Consider the following 16174-nt stretch of genomic DNA (forward strand, 5'->3'; position numbering starts at 1 on the left):
CAGCGCGCTATGCGCGTCGCGAGCATGGCGTGAGGGTAATGCGCAAAAGCCGCTTTGCTGCGTTTTATCGCGCAAATCTTTACTTAACAGACGAACTTCGGCATTATCTTGCCGGTTCAAAAAAATTGGTAGTGATACCCCCGAGGATTAGATGGCCAAAGAAGACAATATTGAAATGCAGGGCACCGTTCTGGAAACGTTGCCTAATACTATGTTCCGCGTAGAACTGGAAAACGGTCACGTGGTCACTGCGCATATCTCCGGTAAGATGCGTAAAAACTACATCCGCATTCTGACGGGCGATAAAGTGACAGTTGAGCTGACCCCGTACGACCTGAGCAAAGGCCGCATTGTCTTCCGTAGCCGTTAATTAATATCGCGCCTGCGTGCGTAAAGTGAAAAGCCAGACCAGGGTCTGGCTTTTTTGTTTTGCGTACACGACACTGCCGCCTGTTATGCAATGAGGGGGCGCGCCTCATTCGCGCGCTGGAGAGCAATAATCAGGCTGATTCGCCGAACCCGTTAGCAAAAGCGCTTTTTAGTGCGCCCATGAGCTGCTGTTCATCCTGCCCGTCGCATATGAGATCGACCATCGTATTCCCCTTCACCCCGGCACCGAGAATACTCATCATTCCTTTAATGGGGATCTCTTTACCGTTGTTAATTAATATCAGCGTGGCCTGATACTGCTTAACGATTTTCGCCAGCGTTGCGGCCGGCCGCGCGTGCAATCCTGTGCTATTCACCACTCGTACCGATTGTCTAATCATCTCCCCTCCTTATGAGGCCTTACGTAAGGCAGGATGCGCTTTGTTCATCATCTGAATTTTTGCATATACGTCATCTTCAACGGCTTGTTTTGCACTGGCCATGACGCGTGCAAGGTTGGCCTCGTTATTATTATCGACCCAGGCCTTACCGACGGTGGTAATAAAGGCTTTTCGCAAGTCGCTCGCTATATTCACTTTGACGACGTGGTAATTGACGAAGCTGCGCAGAATATCGGCATCAATACCGGAACCGCCATGAATAACCAGAGGCACCGGGCTGACCGCTGCAATACGTTCTAATAGCGGAATATCAATCCGGGGAATATCCTCCAGGCCGTGAACGTTGCCAATGGATACAGCGAGCATATCGCAGCCCGTCTCTTCAACGAAACGCTGCACCTTTTCCGGCTCGGTTTTACAATCAGCCTCGCTGACATGATCGTCCTCTTTACCGAGGATGGCCCCCAGTTCTGCCTCCACGGGCACGCCAAAAGATTTGCAAAAATCGACCGCTTCACGGGTGAAGGCGATATTTTCTTCAAAAGGCAGGGCCGCGCCATCGATCATCACCGAGGTAAAGCCTGCCCTGACAGCCTGTTTAACATCGTCTAACGTTTTCCCATGATCCAGATGTAAGCTTACCGGCACATCCATTTTATCCGCGTGCCGTTTAACAATTTCATAAATGTATTCATAGCCAGAAAGTTTGGCGTTAGTGGGGGCAATCTGAATAAAGTTGGGTAATCCGGAACGTTCTATCGCATTAAGAATAGAAATGGTTGTTTCCAGATTCGTGGTATTAAAGGCACCTGCCAGCACTCGCTTTTCCTGAATGCAATCGAGCAGGATCCTGCCATTGACTAAAGGCATATTGACTCCTCATATCCTGGTTATAGGGTTAAAAAGATTGCTGAATTAACTCTCGTCGTCGCTGATTATTCCCTCCTGCAACAGCTTAAAGCGATAAAAGGCCTGCCATTGCTGCTGATATTTTTTCAATTTTGCAAAGCGGTCTCTGTCCGGGAGATATGTTTGCACGACGGGCCCAGAGGGCAGTGTGAGCTCAGGGCAAGCCATCATAAGCGCCCCAACAGATACTGTTTCATCGAAAGTAATTGCCTCTACCGGACACAACAAAACATCCGCTTTTAATTGCAGCCAGAACGGATTTTTCACCGCAGGCCCAATCACTTTTAAAGGCGTGCCGACAGGAATATTAAAACAGGCGTAACAGTGCGCGAGTTCCATCGCCAGGCCAATAAATACACTTTCAATAAGCGTTTTAGCATCCAGCGAATCCGTTAGCCCAAATAACAATCCGCGCGTGTGTCGATTTTTATTTGGCGAACCGGAACCGCGCAAATGCGGTATAAATACGGGTACCTGGTCCGCGGACCACGACGGGTGCAGATAATGCTGCCCTGCCTTTTCCAGCGCGTTCTCAACTTCTTCGGCGGTTAAGCGAAACGTCTTTTGCAGCCATTCGAATGCATAGCCCCCGATGGGCAAAGAGGCAAACAGCGTGAATAATTCGCCGTCGGAATAACAGCCGTTTGCCAGCTTATCCCGCCGCGCCTGGGGGTCGAGCGTTGGCCGGGTATTCAGCAGTAAAATGCCTTCCGTTGTCCCTGTAGAGTTCAGCACGTCGCCCGGCTGCATTTGTAACGCGCGTGCGCCCACCATATGGTCGTGCCCGGCGAGAGTGACTTTGACGTCATGCCCGAACCCCAATTCTTTTTTGAGTTCAGACGTTACCCATCCCGCCACCTGGCCCGGCCTTATCAGCGGGGCCAGCACATGGAAAGGTATGCCGAGCATCGCCGCTGCCTTGCGAGACCAGGAGCGGCTGGCAATGTCCAGGCATAGCGTTCTGCTCGCCAGAGAGATCTCAGTGCGCTTTTCACCGGTCATTCGCCATAGCAGTACTTCCGGCGCATGTAACCAGCAGATATCTTTGCGCTCATGCAGCGCATAGGTATCAAGCAACCAGCGCATTTTGAAGGCCGAGTAGTTGCTGTGTGGCGGTAATCCCGTTATCGCATACAGCTCCTCATAGTCTGATTCGCTGAGCGAGGCGAGATAAGCCTCGCCGCGTCGGTCATACCAGGCCAGCATTGGTGTGAGGATGGCGCCCTGTTCGTCCACAAACACGCCAGACTCCCCAAAACTTGCAATGCTGATATCTGTCACCGGCAGCGGCGAGGAAGAAACCAGTTCTGCCATTACACGTCGCAATGCCTGCCACAGCGCTTCGATATCAAAATCAACCCCGCTCACCGACTCCTTTTTAGGGGTCTGGAACTTGCGTACTTCCAGAACTGACGCGTCATGACAGCAATAACAGCTGACTTTGCAGTTGGTGGTGCCAATATCGATGACAAGCGCTGCGCGGTAATCAGGCATAGACCGTTCCTTTTGTCAGACGAAAGACGCCATAGATCACCAGCGCAACCACTGGAATCAGACCCAACGCAATCACATTTCCATTGAATATCTCGAGCAACCAGTAGCGGAACGGGTTTCCGCCATCGAGAAAACTCGATACCTGACCACTCGATCCTTCTGCCATTTTGAAGTTAACGTCTTTAGCCATGCCGGTAATGAACGGGGCGATTTTGGTCGCAATCCACAGATCGGCGACGATTACCGGGATTGCGGTTATCACCGCACGGAAAATATTGCCCCGGCATGCCAGCACGATCATTGAAGCCATTACGGCGAGGTTTGCCAGGTCGCCCAGCGGCAGAACTTTATTGCCCGGCAGCAGGAATGCGATAAAGACAGAAATAGGCGTCAGAATAAGAGCAGTAGAAATAATGGCCGGGTTCCCCACCGCTACCGCAATGTCCAGGCCGATAAAGAGATCGTCACGACCGGGATATTTGGCATTAAGGTATTTCTTGATAGCCTCAGACAGAGGCAGTAAACCTTCCATCAAAATTCGCACCATGCGCGGCAAAATAAACATCACGCCACCGATGCTGATACCCAACAGCAGAATATGTTTAAAGTCGTAGCCAGCAATAATACCCAGCAGCACGCCGAGAATGGTCCCTACCATCATTGGCTCACCGAAGATGCCCAGTTTTTTCTGCACGCTTTCCGGGTCAATATGAATACGATTGAGGCCGGGGATTTTGTCGATAATTTTGTCAAACAGCAGTCCAATCGGAAAGAAGACCACAGATGACAGAGTAGGTAACGAAATACCTTCGAGGCCAAAGTATTTTGCTACCAGCGGCGCTGACCAGTCTGCCAGTTTGAGCACTATAATCGCGGCCACCGCAGCGGCGGTTAACCCCAGCACAAAACTGCCGGTGCTGTAATAAACCAGCGTTCCTGCCAGCGCAAAGTGCCAGTAGTTCCACATGTCTACGTCTACAGTGCGGGTTTTATTCAGCGCCAGCATGGCGACGTTAATCAGCATGGTTAACGGGATGACAAAGGGCGCGATGGGCGAACCCCATGTAATGGCGGCCAGCGGCGGCCAGCCTAAATCGACAACGGGCAGGCTGATGCCGGTTCTTTCCACCATGGCCTGTGCTGCCGGGCCTACGTTGCTGGTGAGAATGTCAAAAATGGCGTAGATACCGACAAAACCAATACCCACAATAAGAGATGAGCGTAATGCTTTTGCGGGTTTGACTTTAAAGAACAATGCCAGAAAAAAGAGAACAAGTGGCAATAATACCGTTGGGCCGAAACCCAACACATATTGCACAATGGTGTAGAGGGTATGTGCTAAATCATTCATATCCGACCTCGTTTCAGACATAACCAGACCTCGCGTGAGCGCCTGGAAATGTTATCTGAGTTTTATATTTATAGAATCAGGCTTGACCTTTAAGAATTGCAACTATTTTCTCAAGCACTTTGTCTTCTCCAACGCCGGTAATTATTGGCAGACCATTAACAACCGGGATATCCAGTTCGTAAGGAACTTTAGTTGTAGAGACCACCAGCGTTGCGCCATCAGTATTATTCGGGAGCGATGCTACGTTAGTCTGAGAATAATTAACGTTAAGCCCTTGCTCTTTGCAATACTCCATCACCTTTTCGGTTACGGCAGTGGAGGTAGCTATTCCGGTGGCGCAAACAAACAATATCATTTGACTCATAGTTCACCTCTTTCAGATAAGCGAGAATTAATAGACTGATAAATTTCATCGTCATTCATGACCAGCAACTGCTGCATAAAACCTTCATCCTGAATGACATCCATAATCCAGCCCAGCACGTTGAGCTGTTTATTACTTTCTCCCAGAGCAAGCATGAAAATAACTCTGACAGGCACAGGCTCCGGTTCTCCGCCCATCTCCTCAAAGCTGACCGGCTCCGCCAGAATCCCTATACTTATTGCGTTCTGATGCACATGCTTGTGATCGGTGTGCGGAATAGCAACACCAACCGGCTCTACGGGTAATCCCGTAGGGAAATTCTTTTCACGGGCAATAACGTGATCGGCAAAATCAGAGACGACCATACCATCGTTAGCTAACGGGCTGGCAAGCGCCCGGATAATATCACTCTGCGTCATTCCTTTTGGAATGTGCAGGACATAGTGACGGCGAAAATTAATATCGTGCATAATTTCCTCTTCATTAGTTATGTATCCCGCCGCTGTAATATGGTGCCAAGGTAGTATTTGTTCCCTTTTAACCATACGTTACCAAACTCAACGGGTAATCCTTTGGAGAAAAAAACCAACTGTTCCAGATGCAATACCGGCGCATCCTCACCAATATCAAGATAGTGCCCGCGCTCATTACCAATTAACCGGGCGGCGTAGCGGCTTTCTGAAAAGCTAATTTTTTTGCCTGATAGGCGCTCTATTGTGGGGAATAAATTTTCTTTATTAAAATCGACATCGGTTATTCCCGGACAAAGGTTCACATTAATACGGTTTTCAATCAGCATGACTTTTTCATCACCGATCGAGCGCAGACGTTCAAGAAACAGGACATCCTGCCCGGGCTTAATGCCCAACTTCTCTGCCACATGTCGATTGGCGGGCTCCAGCCGGGAAGTAATTACGCTGGTGGTGAAGTTAATTTTCTGACTGGCCAACGCTTCCGCAAAAGATAACAGCCCTTCTCCCAGGGGGTAGGCCACGTTTTCTTTCTTCACGAAAGTACCCTTACCCTGCACCTGCACCAGCACCCCTTCCCTTACTAACTGGTCAACCGCCTTTTTAACCGTACCGCGGCTTACCTCCAGCATATCCATAATTTGGAACTCGGATGGGATGCGGTCATCTTCAACCAGCTCACCGCTATAAATACTCTCCCTGATCCATTCCACGACCTGTTGGTACAGCGGAATCTGCGAACTTTTACTCAATGGTTTCATGGTGCGCACCTGAACATTTAGAGTTGTCTATGGACAATCATGTACAACTTCGAGTTTTATAATAGGGGATTATGAAAAAGAGGGACGGAAGGGAATCACAGTTTTGGTGTTCAAAATGGGATCATTTTTATGTGATTAAAATCACAGAATGATGAGGATGTTAAATGATGGCAGGCGTTTAGCATGAATGCTCAAAGGGTGGGGTTAAGCTGCCTGTATGGCAGTGAACTCACCCAAATCCTTCCCATCCTGATGTTTTACAAATCAAAAATCAATATTTACCTGCGCCAACCCTTTTTTACCCTTCCCCATAATCTCTATAAAAATCAATAACTTAATCACCCGCTTAAAAAAAGGGTCTGAAAAGATACAGCAGCCCCTCTTTCTACGATCCCGCTCGTGGACTACCGCTCCCCCTCGTATTACCCTATGTAACATCAATCTGTTTCAGGGAGGAAGCAGTCGTGTTGGGTTTATGGCTTATCGCTGCACTGCTGGTTATCGGTTTCTTTATTCGCTTTATCTGGCCACGCAACGAACTTGGCTCATTGCTGATGATGCTGGCAGGCGGGCTTGCCATTAGCCTTGTGCTGGTGCTGATTTTCCTGCTGCTGACCAAAGGCATGCACCTTCCGCGTCTGGTGCGTTTGTTTGCGTTGGTAGCGTTTATGGCGCTGGGCTGGTACTGCATCAACAAAGGCCTAAACCAGCTGGTGCGTCTGTATGCATTTCTGAAAAGACGCTGAACGTAAGGCGAAAAAAAACCGCTCTGTAAGAGCGGTTTGAGGTTGTTGCCAAACCCGGGAGTGACGAAAGAGCGGCACAATGACGGTAGCCCGGATAAGGCGTTTCGCCGCATCCGGGAGTCCCGGGTGCACTACGTTTACCCGGGCTACGCCGTTCCATGAATTCCTGTTGGCTTTGTCAGCAGTCTGAAACCGCTCTGTAAGAGCGGTTTCGTTTTACAGGCAGAGATTAATGGGCGGCTTCCGGCTTGTGCTTCTGCGCACTCTGGAAGTCGTACTCCAGCGAATTTTTCTCTTTATTGAGCGTCACTGTCACCTGGCCGCCGTCAACGAGCGTTCCAAACAGCAGTTCGTTCGCCAGCGGTTTTTTCAGGTTGTCCTGAATTACGCGGCCCATCGGACGCGCGCCCATGGCCCGGTCGTAACCTTTTTCCGCCAGCCAGTCGCGTGCTTCCTGGCTAACTTCCAGCGATACGCCTTTCTGATCCAGCTGCGCCTGGAGCTCAACAATAAACTTGTCGACCACCTGATGGATAACCCCGGTAGAGAGGTGATCGAACCAGATGATATTGTCCAGACGGTTGCGGAACTCTGGCGTGAAGATCTTCATGATCTCCTCCATCGCATCGGTGCTGTTATCCTGGTGGATAAGACCAATGGATTTACGCTCGGTTTCACGTACCCCGGCGTTGGTGGTCATGACCAGCACCACGTTACGGAAGTCCGCTTTACGCCCGTTGTTATCGGTCAGCGTCCCGTTATCCATCACCTGCAGCAGCAGGTTGAAGACGTCCGGGTGCGCTTTTTCGATCTCATCGAGCAGCAGTACCGCGTGCGGATGTTTGATAACCGCATCGGTCAGCAGCCCGCCCTGATCGAAGCCGACATAGCCCGGAGGCGCACCGATTAAACGGCTGACGGTGTGACGCTCCATGTACTCGGACATATCAAAACGCAGCAGTTCAATACCCAGCGCCTTGGCAAGCTGCACCGTCACCTCGGTTTTCCCGACCCCGGTTGGCCCGGCGAACAGGAAAGAACCCACTGGCTTGTGCTCATGCCCCAGCCCCGCGCGACTCATCTTAATGGCCTCGGTTAAGGCCTCGATGGCATTATCCTGGCCAAAGACCAGCATTTTCAGGCGGTCGCCGAGGTTTTTCAGGGTATCGCGATCGCTACGGGAAACGCTCTTCTCAGGAATACGGGCAATACGGGCGACAACCGATTCGATATCCGCCACGTTGATGGTCTTCTTACGCTTGCTCACCGGCATCAGACGTGCCCGCGCGCCCGCTTCGTCAATCACATCAATCGCTTTGTCCGGCAGATGACGATCGTTAATGTATTTCACCGCCAGCTCTACTGCTGCACGCACCGCTTTCGCGGTATAGCGCACATCGTGGTGAGCTTCATATTTCGGTTTCAGCCCGTTGAGGATCTGTACCGTCTCTTCCACCGACGGCTCAGTGATATCTATTTTCTGGAAGCGGCGCGCCAGCGCGCGATCTTTTTCGAAAATATTGCTGAATTCCTGATAGGTGGTAGAGCCCATCACCCGAATTTTACCGCTGGAGAGCAGCGGTTTAATCAGGTTAGCGGCATCCACCTGGCCGCCCGACGCTGCGCCTGCACCAATAATGGTGTGGATCTCGTCGATAAACAGAATGCTGTTGCTGTCCTGCTCAAGCTGCTTAAGCAGCGCCTTGAAACGCTTCTCAAAATCGCCACGGTATTTCGTGCCCGCCAGCAGGGAGCCAATGTCCAGCGAGTACACGGTGCAATCGGCCATAATTTCCGGCACGTCGCCCTGCACAATACGCCAGGCGAGGCCTTCGGCGATGGCGGTTTTACCGACGCCGGATTCACCCACCAGCAGCGGGTTGTTTTTACGCCGACGGCAGAGCACCTGAATCGCGCGCTCAAGCTCCTTGTCGCGGCCAATCAGCGGGTCGATACCGCCTACGCGAGCAAGCTGATTAAGGTTGGTGGTGAAGTTTTCCATACGTTCCTCCCCGCCTGCTTGCTCTTCATTATTAGCCTGACTGCCAGCGTCAGAAGAAGATTGTCCCGGCTCATCCTTACGGGTGCCGTGGGAGATAAAGTTCACCACATCAAGGCGGCTCACTTCATGTTTGCGCAGCAGATAAGCCGCTTGCGACTCCTGCTCGCTGAAAATTGCAACCAGCACGTTCGCCCCGGAGACTTCGCTACGGCCGGAGGACTGAACGTGAAAGACCGCGCGCTGCAGAACACGCTGGAAGCTGAGCGTCGGCTGCGTGTCGCGCTCCTCTTCACTCATCGGCAGGACGGGTGTGGTTTGTTCTATGAAGGCTTCGAGTTCCTGTCGCAACGCCACCAGGTCCACAGAACACGCTTCCAGCGCTTCGCGGGCCGAGGGGTTACTGAGCAGAGCCAGTAACAGATGTTCGACAGTCATAAACTCATGTCGGTGCTCGCGCGCTCTGGCGAAAGCCATGTTTAAACTGAGTTCCAGTTCTTGATTGAGCATAGGCACCTCCCCCAATTTTCAGGCCTGTATTCAGGCTTTTTCCAGCGTACACAGCAACGGATGCTCGTTCTCCCTCGCATACTTGTTCACCATCGCGACTTTCGTCTCGGCCACTTCTGCGGTAAAAACGCCGCAGATGGCTTTTCCCCGATAGTGCACTGTAAGCATCAGTTGCGTTGCACGTTCTACATCATAAGAAAAGAACTTTTGTAGCACGTCAATAACAAATTCCATCGGCGTGTAATCATCGTTCATTAACATAACTTTATACATAGATGGCGGTTTTAGCGCGTCACGCAGTTTGTCATCCGCCAGTTGTTCAAAATCCAGCCAGTTGTTGCTCTTACCCATCGTTGCTGTTCATCCGGGTTACAGGTTCCGGCCGCTTACGCTTGCCGATTACATGAGTCTAGATGTAATTTCAATCTACATCAGTTGTTAGATAACTATCATCTATCATTGCTATCCGCGACGGCTGTCACAAACCCCCACAATAGCGTTAACTGCTTCAAATTTTTGATTGATACTTGTTCAATCCCCCCTGCCAAACGCTTGACGCGATGCCCGATTTCTCTAAATTGTAGAGTCGAGAGCTGGCGAGGTTTTGAACAACCCCCCTCTACCACCGGTTCATTCCATCTTACTTATATAAGATTTACGAAGGATGTCGAAGCATGGAAACGGGTACTGTTAAGTGGTTCAACAATGCTAAAGGGTTCGGTTTTATCTGCCCGGAAGGCGGCGGCGAAGATATCTTCGCGCATTACTCTACCATCCAGATGGATGGCTACAGAACGCTAAAAGCCGGGCAAACCGTCCGGTTTGATGTACACCAGGGGCCAAAAGGCAATCATGCCAGTCTCATCGTGCCCGTTGAAGTGGAAGCCGTTGCCTGACGGCGCTTACTTCATTGTGTACATCACGCAGTTAAAATGCCAGTCCCACGGACTGGCATTTTTATTTATTCCCGCGCCAGGGCATCAACCGGGTCAAGGCGCGCCGCGCTGCGAGCGGGTAGCCAGCCAAACAGTACGCCCGTTACGGTCGAACAGAGGAAGGCGGTCAGCAGCGCCACCGGTGAAAAGCCGATCTCCCAGCCCGGCAGGAACAGCTGTAGCGTAAAGGCGATCGCCATCGAGAGCGCCACGCCCAGCGCGCCGCCAACCAGGCACACCAGCACCGCCTCAATCAAAAACTGCGCCAGTACATCGCTCGCCCGCGCCCCCACCGCCATGCGGATACCTATCTCCCTGGTGCGCTCCGTCACCGAAACCAGCATGATGTTCATCACGCCGATGCCGCCAACCAGCAGCGAAATGACCGCCACCAATGTTAAGAAGAGCTGAAGAGTACGTGTGGTCTTTTCCGCCGTTTTCAAGATGCCGTCCATATTCCAGGTAAAGAAATCTTTCTTACCATGGCGCAGCATCATTAACCGTTCGAGCTGTTGTTCAGCCAGCGTGCTGTCATAGCCTTCATTCACCCGCACGGTGATAGAGTTAAGCCAGGACTGCCCCAGTACCCGGGCCGAAAGCGTGGAGTAAGGCAGCCAGACGCGCAGGATCTTACTGCTGCCGAACATCGACTGTTTCTCCTCCGCCACGCCGATCACCGTGGCGGGCATATTGCCGACCAGGATCACCTCGCCGACGACCCGCGCTTTGTCCGGGAAGAGCTGACGCCGGGTATTGCTGTCCAGTACGACAACCTGCGCCCGCCCTTTTTGTTGCTCATCGTTGAAGGTGTTCCCTTCGCTAAAGGTCATGCCGTAGACGTTAAAATACTGGCCGCTGACGCCGTTGGCGCTGGCGGCGACGTCAATGTTGCCCCGGCGCAGGCGCAGGTTTTGCGAAACGGACGGCGTGGCGGAGCTCACCCAGGGCTGCTTCTGGATAGCCAGCAGATCGTCGTATTTCAGCGCCTGCTGAAATTGCGGATCGTCATCGCCGAAATCTTTGCCGGGATAGATGTCGATAGTATTGGTGCCGATAGCGCGAATATCCGCCAGCACCAGCTGCTTGGCGGCATCGCCCACCACCACTATCGAGACCACCGAGGCGATACCGATAATAATGCCGAGCATGGTCAGCAGCGTGCGCATTTTATTCGCCGCCATCGCCCGCCATGCCATAAGCAGCGCTTCACGAAAACGCCCGGCGAACTGCTGCCAGCTGGCCGTTTCCGCTCCCGTGGCCTTGATGGTGGAAGCCGTCGCCCGCTGCGCGGCGGGCGGGTTAGTGAGCAGTTCGCCATCGCGGATCTCAATCACCCGCTCCGCCTGGGCGGCTATCTCGGCGTCATGGGTAACAATGATCACCGTGTGCCCGCGGTCGCGCAGCTGATGCAGAATGGCCATCACCTCTTCGCCGGAGTGGCTATCCAGCGCGCCGGTGGGTTCATCGGCCAGGATCACCTGCCCGCCGTTCATCAGGGCGCGGGCGATACTGACGCGCTGCTGCTGGCCGCCGGAAAGCTGCGACGGCGGGTATTCCATGCGCTCCTCAAGCCCCAGGCGCGCCAGCAGTTCCCGGGCGCGGGCCAGCCTCGCTTTGCGATCGACGCCGGCGTAGACGGCTGGCACCTCGACGTTTTGCGCCGCGCTCAGGTGCGATAGCAGGTGGTAGCGCTGAAAAATAAAGCCGAAATGTTCCCGGCGCAGGCGCGCCAGCGCATCGCTGTCGAGGGTGGCGACATCGGTGCCCGCTACGCGATAGGTGCCGCTGGTGGGCTTATCCAGACAGCCGAGGATATTCATCAGCGTTGATTTGCCCGAGCCGGAAGCCCCGACAATCGCCACCATCTCCCCGGCGTGTATCTGCAGTGTGATGCCTTTGAGCACCTCCACCGCGCCATCGCCGGAGGGGTAGCTGCGACGAATATCCTTTAGCTCAAGCAGCGCGGTCATTCACGGGCTCCGGGGGTGATGTCAGCAATCACCACTTCATCCCCGGCCTCCAGCCCTTTGGTCACTTCGGCATCGGTATCATTACGCGCGCCCAGCGTCACCTCCCGCTCACGCACTTCTCCATTGCGCAGCAGTCTCACTTTGTAGCGATTGTTGCCCACCGGCTCGCCCAGCGCGGCCAGCGGCACCGTCAGCACGTTCTTCACGCCGGAAAGCTGGATATGCACCTGAGCGGTCATCTCAAGGCGCAGCACCCCCTGCGGGTTCGGTACTTCAAAACGGGCGTAATAGAAGATGGCATCGTTGACCTTTTCCGGCGTCGGCAGAATATCTTTCAGCCTGCCTTCATAACGGGTATCCGGGTCGCCAAGCACGGTAAACCACGCTTTCTGCCCCGGTTTGAGGTGGATAACATCCGCCTCGGAGACCTGCGCTTTCACCAGCATCGTGCTCATATCAGCCAGGGTAAGAATGTTCGGCGCCTGCTGGGCGGCAATCACCGTTTGCCCTTGCAGGGTGGTAATTTCAGTCACTTCCCCCGCCATCGGCGCGACAATGCGGGTGTAATCGAGGTTGGCTTTCGCGGTGTCGAGGGTGGCCTGGTTTCGCTGAATTTGCGCGTCAATGGTGCCAATCTGCGCCTCTTTCACCGCCAGTTCGGTTGCCGCGCTGTCCAGATCCTGGCGCGAGACAAGGTTGGTTTTCGCCAGCGCCTGCTGGCGGGCAAGGGTGACCCCGGCAAGCTTATGTTCCGCCACGGCCTGCCGACGCTGGGCGCGCAGTTCCATTAGCGTGGCGTTGACTTCCTTGATCTGGTTCTCGGCCTGCTCCGGGTCAATCACCCCCAGCAGCTGATCTTTTTTAACTTTATCGCCAATGCTCACCGACAGCGTTTTGAGCTGTCCGCTTACCTGCGCGCCAACATCCACTTTGCGCAGCGCGTCCAGCTTGCCGGTCGCCAGCACGTTCTGCTGTAAATCACCGGGTCGGATGATAAGCGTTTGATACTGCGGCGTCGGCGCGTTTAGCCGCCCCCAGAGCCAGAACAGGGCTACAATCACCAGCACCGCCAGTAGTAGCCAGAGTTTCCTGCGTTTTCCCTTCACCTTCATAAATATTCCTGATGGCCTGTCGCCAGATATGCAAATGGTAATGCTGCCAATTCTAACTAAACGCAACCTTAACGAAACCTAATCTTTTCATTTCCCGCCAGGCTCATTTACGCCGTGTTGAGGCAGCGCTTGTTGAAATGAGCTCACCGCACACTGCACTGGATGTAAATCATGTCTCTTCTTGCTGACATCAGCTCTCCTGCGCTGCCTGCTGTTAAAACAGGCTGGCAGCTTTTTCACCCTCTCGCCACCGGCATGATGACGCCTGGGCGGGCGTGGCGCAATCCGGCCTATCGCCGAAAGTTCCTGCTGCGTTCGCTGCTCGCGCCGGTATCCACCGCGAAGCTCTTGTCCAGCCTCGCTGCGCTGCCGGAGGTGGTGCCTCTGCTTTATATTCAGCCAGGCCTGCCCTGCCGGTTGCATCGCCCGTGGCTTGCCCGCACCGTAGATAAAAAAACGGCGCTGGCGGCGCTCACATTCCACTATCAGACATTTTTCGCCAGCCTGCCCCCTGCTGCCCGCGCCGCCTTTTTCTCCGCGCAGGGCGTTCCCCTTGCTGAACTGTGCGGTAAAGCAGACGAACGCTACCGCATCACCCTTGCTGCGGATGCGCAGCTGGATAAAGAAGGTGAAGCGACGCTAATCTTTAGCGACGCCGCACACACGCGGCTGGCGGAGATGACGTTCACCCTGTGCCATTATCACAACCGGCGCACGCTGTTCATTGGCGGACTACAGGGCGCGAAAGTCAACGTGCCGCACGAGTCGATTCAGTCCGCCACAAAATCCTGTCACGGGCTTTTCCCCAAGCGCCTGCTGCTGGAGGCGGCCACCACCGTCGCCGCACTGCTGGACGCGCAGCAGATTGTCGCAGTGAGCAATGCAACGCATATCTACCAAAGCTGGCGCTACCGGCGTAAAAAACAGGGCAAACTGCTTGCTGACTATGACAGTTTCTGGCAGTCGATGGGCGGCGAGCGCAACGCGGAAGGGCATTTCCTGCTGCCTGCGAGCATCCCCCGCAAACCGATGGAGGAGATAGCCAGCAAAAAGCGGGCGGAATACCGCCGCCGCTACGCCCTGCTGGAGAGCCTGCACGCGCAGATAACGCAGACGCTGTCGCGCTAATCCGCCCGCCCGCGCGCCAGCCACAGCACGCGGGAAAACATTTTGCGCAGGATAAGCGGCACCGACTCTACGCCGCGCCGCCCCGCTTCCATCGCTACCTCAATTGCCAGATCCGGCTTAGAGGAGCGGTGGATAGCTTTAACAATGATGCGGCGGGTGTTCATCGGCACGCTGGCGGGTAGCCCGGCAACCTGGCGATAGACATCGGCAAACCCTTCGCGGAACATAAAGTGCTCCATATCCAAAGCGGGCAGCTCCGTCAGGTGGTCGCGCACGTGGTCGCGGTCGTTATTCAGCAGACCCCGCACCGTTGCGGCATATTTTTTGCCCGCTTCATCGCCATCCACCAGCACATGCCACTCGATGCCCATCCGGCGGGCAAACTTAATCAGCGGCTTTAAGCCGGACTGGGCGAATTCAATGACTTTTACCCCTTCGGCGTCGAAATGGTGGCCGCACTGGCGGGCCAGCTCATTGATAACCCACGTCTCGGTCTCCCCTTCAACCAGCAGCCAGCAGCGGGCAAACAGCGCCGAGGCGCGGTTAAAGCGAATATGAAAGGCGATTCGCCGCCCCTCTTCGGCATTCATGCCCCCTGGCCCCAGCCGCCAGGCCGCCACCCGGGAGGACTCGCGCACCAGCCGACAGACATTTTCCACGGGCGTCAACGACAGCAGTTCGCCGGAGTTAGTGGTGGTTATCTGTTGCAGCGGTAGCAAATTAAGCAGTTGCCAGGCCACGGAGAGCATAATCGGATGCAGGCGCGTTTCAGGATCTTCGACCAGCAGCAAAGGCCGGGCATCGCGATCGAGCCGGACCGTGCCTTTGGCCTGCAACAGGGTGGCGAAAAAGCCCAGCACAATCACCCGGTACATCCGCCCGCCGGGTTTATCGATCATGCGGTTGATAATGTCGAGATAGCGCCAGCCGCGCTGCTCGTCATGGGAGCGCCGTCGCAGCAGACGCTGGCGGGACGGGCCGCTCCCCTGCTCGGCAAAATAGTGTTCCAGCAACTGCGCCATCGCCGACAGCCCCTGGCGAATTTGCCCGTCGGTCAGGTTTTGCGGGTGCGAAACCAGCTCGCGGGAGAGCACGTCAAGCTGGCGCGCCGTCAGCTCAAGATCGGGCGTATCCGGCAGCGTGCCGGTGCGTAACCGCCGGATAAACCGCGCGTCGCGCAGGCGCAGCACCGGCATCAGGCGGATAAGCTGGCGTGCCAGCCCGTCAATATCATCCAGCGCCAGCGGGTGCCCTTCGCCGTCAAGGAAGCTGCGCAGGGTCATCACGCTACGATCGTCAGCAAGCTCGCCTTCCAGCCGGTAGTACAAACGCTGATAGCCGTCGCTACTTGCCACCCAGCAGGGGGCGAGCGGGCGAAAACGGCGACTACGATGGCGGCCCGGCACCTGTTCACGAAAGGTCAGAATAATATGCAGATGGCGCTCGCGCCCATTCATGTCGCCCGGCGGAAACCAGAAGTCGTCGCGCACAAAATGGTAGAGCTCATCGTCGGGCGAGAGCAGCAGCGTCAGGGCGTCCAGCAGGCTTGATTTACCCCAGGCGTTTTCCCCAATCAGGACATTGTTTTGCTCAAGCATAAGCGACAAACGATTAATGCCGCGAAACCCTACAATCTCTACCCGTTCCAGAATCAT

The 16174-nt window shown here is 54.4% G+C and carries 16 protein-coding genes; 4 read left to right on the plus strand and 12 right to left on the minus strand.

Annotation, left to right across the window (positions count from 1 at the left end):
- Positions 1-151 precede the first annotated feature (151 nt).
- Positions 152-370 carry a translation initiation factor IF-1 gene (infA, locus tag ENTHG_RS08690; protein ID WP_001040187.1) on the plus strand — a complete coding sequence of 73 codons (219 nt, stop codon included), beginning with the start codon at positions 152-154 and terminating at the stop codon, positions 368-370.
- 130 nt (positions 371-500) lie between these two features.
- On the opposite strand, the gene ENTHG_RS08695 is transcribed toward infA, so the two are convergent.
- The 7 genes from ENTHG_RS08695 to ENTHG_RS08725 form a co-directional block, all read right to left on the minus strand.
- Complete coding sequence (locus ENTHG_RS08695; protein WP_044177972.1) at positions 501-770, minus strand: HPr family phosphocarrier protein; 270 nt, start codon at positions 768-770, stop codon at positions 501-503.
- A 9-nt stretch (positions 771-779) separates the two neighbouring features.
- Positions 780-1640: a class II aldolase gene (locus ENTHG_RS08700; RefSeq protein WP_044177975.1), complete on the minus strand. Its 861-nt coding sequence runs from the start codon at positions 1638-1640 to the stop codon at positions 780-782.
- 45 nt (positions 1641-1685) lie between these two features.
- Positions 1686-3173 carry an FGGY-family carbohydrate kinase gene (locus ENTHG_RS08705; RefSeq protein WP_044177978.1) on the minus strand — a complete coding sequence of 496 codons (1488 nt, stop codon included), beginning with the start codon at positions 3171-3173 and terminating at the stop codon, positions 1686-1688.
- On the minus strand, positions 3166-4524 hold the full coding sequence (locus ENTHG_RS08710) for a PTS galactitol transporter subunit IIC (RefSeq protein WP_044177980.1): 1359 nt from the start codon (positions 4522-4524) through the stop codon (positions 3166-3168). The genes ENTHG_RS08705 and ENTHG_RS08710 overlap by 8 nt, the downstream gene beginning before the upstream one ends.
- 76 nt (positions 4525-4600) lie before the next feature.
- Positions 4601-4888 (minus strand): PTS sugar transporter subunit IIB, encoded by a 288-nt coding sequence (locus tag ENTHG_RS08715; RefSeq protein WP_044177984.1) that lies wholly within the window; start codon positions 4886-4888, stop codon positions 4601-4603.
- Positions 4885-5358: a PTS sugar transporter subunit IIA gene (locus tag ENTHG_RS08720; protein ID WP_044177986.1), complete on the minus strand. Its 474-nt coding sequence runs from the start codon at positions 5356-5358 to the stop codon at positions 4885-4887. The genes ENTHG_RS08715 and ENTHG_RS08720 overlap by 4 nt, the downstream gene beginning before the upstream one ends.
- Positions 5359-5375: 17 nt before the next feature.
- Positions 5376-6119 (minus strand): GntR family transcriptional regulator, encoded by a 744-nt coding sequence (locus tag ENTHG_RS08725; protein WP_044177990.1) that lies wholly within the window; start codon positions 6117-6119, stop codon positions 5376-5378.
- Positions 6120-6583: 464 nt separating this feature from the next.
- On the opposite strand from ENTHG_RS08725, the gene ENTHG_RS08730 reads away from it, so the two are divergent.
- Complete coding sequence (locus ENTHG_RS08730) at positions 6584-6865, plus strand: hypothetical protein (protein WP_044177992.1); 282 nt, start codon at positions 6584-6586, stop codon at positions 6863-6865.
- Positions 6866-7094: 229 nt separating this feature from the next.
- Here ENTHG_RS08730 and clpA read toward each other — a convergent pair whose 3' ends face one another.
- Positions 7095-9374, minus strand: a complete 2280-nt coding sequence (gene clpA, locus ENTHG_RS08735; RefSeq protein WP_044177995.1) for an ATP-dependent Clp protease ATP-binding subunit ClpA — start codon at positions 9372-9374, stop codon at positions 7095-7097.
- 30 nt (positions 9375-9404) lie between these two features.
- Positions 9405-9725 carry an ATP-dependent Clp protease adapter ClpS gene (clpS, locus tag ENTHG_RS08740; RefSeq protein ID WP_044177998.1) on the minus strand — a complete coding sequence of 107 codons (321 nt, stop codon included), beginning with the start codon at positions 9723-9725 and terminating at the stop codon, positions 9405-9407.
- 323 nt (positions 9726-10048) lie between these two features.
- On the opposite strand from clpS, the gene cspD reads away from it, so the two are divergent.
- Positions 10049-10270, plus strand: a complete 222-nt coding sequence (cspD, locus tag ENTHG_RS08745; RefSeq protein WP_044178000.1) for a cold shock-like protein CspD — start codon at positions 10049-10051, stop codon at positions 10268-10270.
- 65 nt (positions 10271-10335) lie between these two features.
- Here the strand turns inward: cspD and macB are convergent, their stop codons facing one another.
- Together macB and macA are read right to left on the minus strand one after the other, a co-directional pair.
- Complete coding sequence (gene macB / locus ENTHG_RS08750) at positions 10336-12279, minus strand: macrolide ABC transporter ATP-binding protein/permease MacB (protein ID WP_044178003.1); 1944 nt, start codon at positions 12277-12279, stop codon at positions 10336-10338.
- Positions 12276-13391 carry a macrolide transporter subunit MacA gene (macA, locus tag ENTHG_RS08755; RefSeq protein WP_044178006.1) on the minus strand — a complete coding sequence of 372 codons (1116 nt, stop codon included), beginning with the start codon at positions 13389-13391 and terminating at the stop codon, positions 12276-12278. Before macA ends, macB begins: the two co-directional genes overlap by 4 nt.
- Positions 13392-13562: 171 nt before the next feature.
- On the opposite strand from macA, the gene ENTHG_RS08760 reads away from it, so the two are divergent.
- Positions 13563-14519, plus strand: a complete 957-nt coding sequence (locus ENTHG_RS08760; RefSeq protein ID WP_044178009.1) for a VirK/YbjX family protein — start codon at positions 13563-13565, stop codon at positions 14517-14519.
- On the opposite strand, the gene ENTHG_RS08765 is transcribed toward ENTHG_RS08760, so the two are convergent.
- On the minus strand, positions 14516-16174 hold the full coding sequence (locus tag ENTHG_RS08765) for an ATP-dependent endonuclease (protein ID WP_044178013.1): 1659 nt from the start codon (positions 16172-16174) through the stop codon (positions 14516-14518). The two genes, ENTHG_RS08760 and ENTHG_RS08765, sit on opposite strands and share 4 nt — an antisense overlap.

Origin of the sequence: Phytobacter massiliensis JC163 (genome assembly GCF_000321045.1) — a bacterium.
Lineage (GTDB): Bacteria > Pseudomonadota > Gammaproteobacteria > Enterobacterales > Enterobacteriaceae > Phytobacter_A > Phytobacter_A massiliensis.

Excerpts from the sequence above, each read along its gene's own strand:
- macB (WP_044178003.1), bottom strand. The coding sequence starts at position 12,279 with ATGACCGCGCTGCTTGAGCTAAAGGATATTCGTCGCAGCTACCCCTCC.
- ENTHG_RS08700 (WP_044177975.1), bottom strand. The coding sequence starts at position 1,640 with ATGCCTTTAGTCAATGGCAGGATCCTGCTCGATTGCATTCAGGAAAAG.
- clpA (WP_044177995.1), bottom strand. The coding sequence starts at position 9,374 with ATGCTCAATCAAGAACTGGAACTCAGTTTAAACATGGCTTTCGCCAGA.
- ENTHG_RS08765 (WP_044178013.1), bottom strand. The coding sequence starts at position 16,174 with ATGATTCTGGAACGGGTAGAGATTGTAGGGTTTCGCGGCATTAATCGT.
- clpS (WP_044177998.1), bottom strand. The coding sequence starts at position 9,725 with ATGGGTAAGAGCAACAACTGGCTGGATTTTGAACAACTGGCGGATGAC.
- ENTHG_RS08760 (WP_044178009.1), top strand. The coding sequence starts at position 13,563 with ATGTCTCTTCTTGCTGACATCAGCTCTCCTGCGCTGCCTGCTGTTAAA.
- ENTHG_RS08705 (WP_044177978.1), bottom strand. The coding sequence starts at position 3,173 with ATGCCTGATTACCGCGCAGCGCTTGTCATCGATATTGGCACCACCAAC.
- ENTHG_RS08695 (WP_044177972.1), bottom strand. The coding sequence starts at position 770 with ATGATTAGACAATCGGTACGAGTGGTGAATAGCACAGGATTGCACGCG.
- infA (WP_001040187.1), top strand. The coding sequence starts at position 152 with ATGGCCAAAGAAGACAATATTGAAATGCAGGGCACCGTTCTGGAAACG.
- ENTHG_RS08715 (WP_044177984.1), bottom strand. The coding sequence starts at position 4,888 with ATGAGTCAAATGATATTGTTTGTTTGCGCCACCGGAATAGCTACCTCC.
- ENTHG_RS08720 (WP_044177986.1), bottom strand. The coding sequence starts at position 5,358 with ATGCACGATATTAATTTTCGCCGTCACTATGTCCTGCACATTCCAAAA.
- ENTHG_RS08710 (WP_044177980.1), bottom strand. The coding sequence starts at position 4,524 with ATGAATGATTTAGCACATACCCTCTACACCATTGTGCAATATGTGTTG.
- cspD (WP_044178000.1), top strand. The coding sequence starts at position 10,049 with ATGGAAACGGGTACTGTTAAGTGGTTCAACAATGCTAAAGGGTTCGGT.
- macA (WP_044178006.1), bottom strand. The coding sequence starts at position 13,391 with ATGAAGGTGAAGGGAAAACGCAGGAAACTCTGGCTACTACTGGCGGTG.
- ENTHG_RS08725 (WP_044177990.1), bottom strand. The coding sequence starts at position 6,119 with ATGAAACCATTGAGTAAAAGTTCGCAGATTCCGCTGTACCAACAGGTC.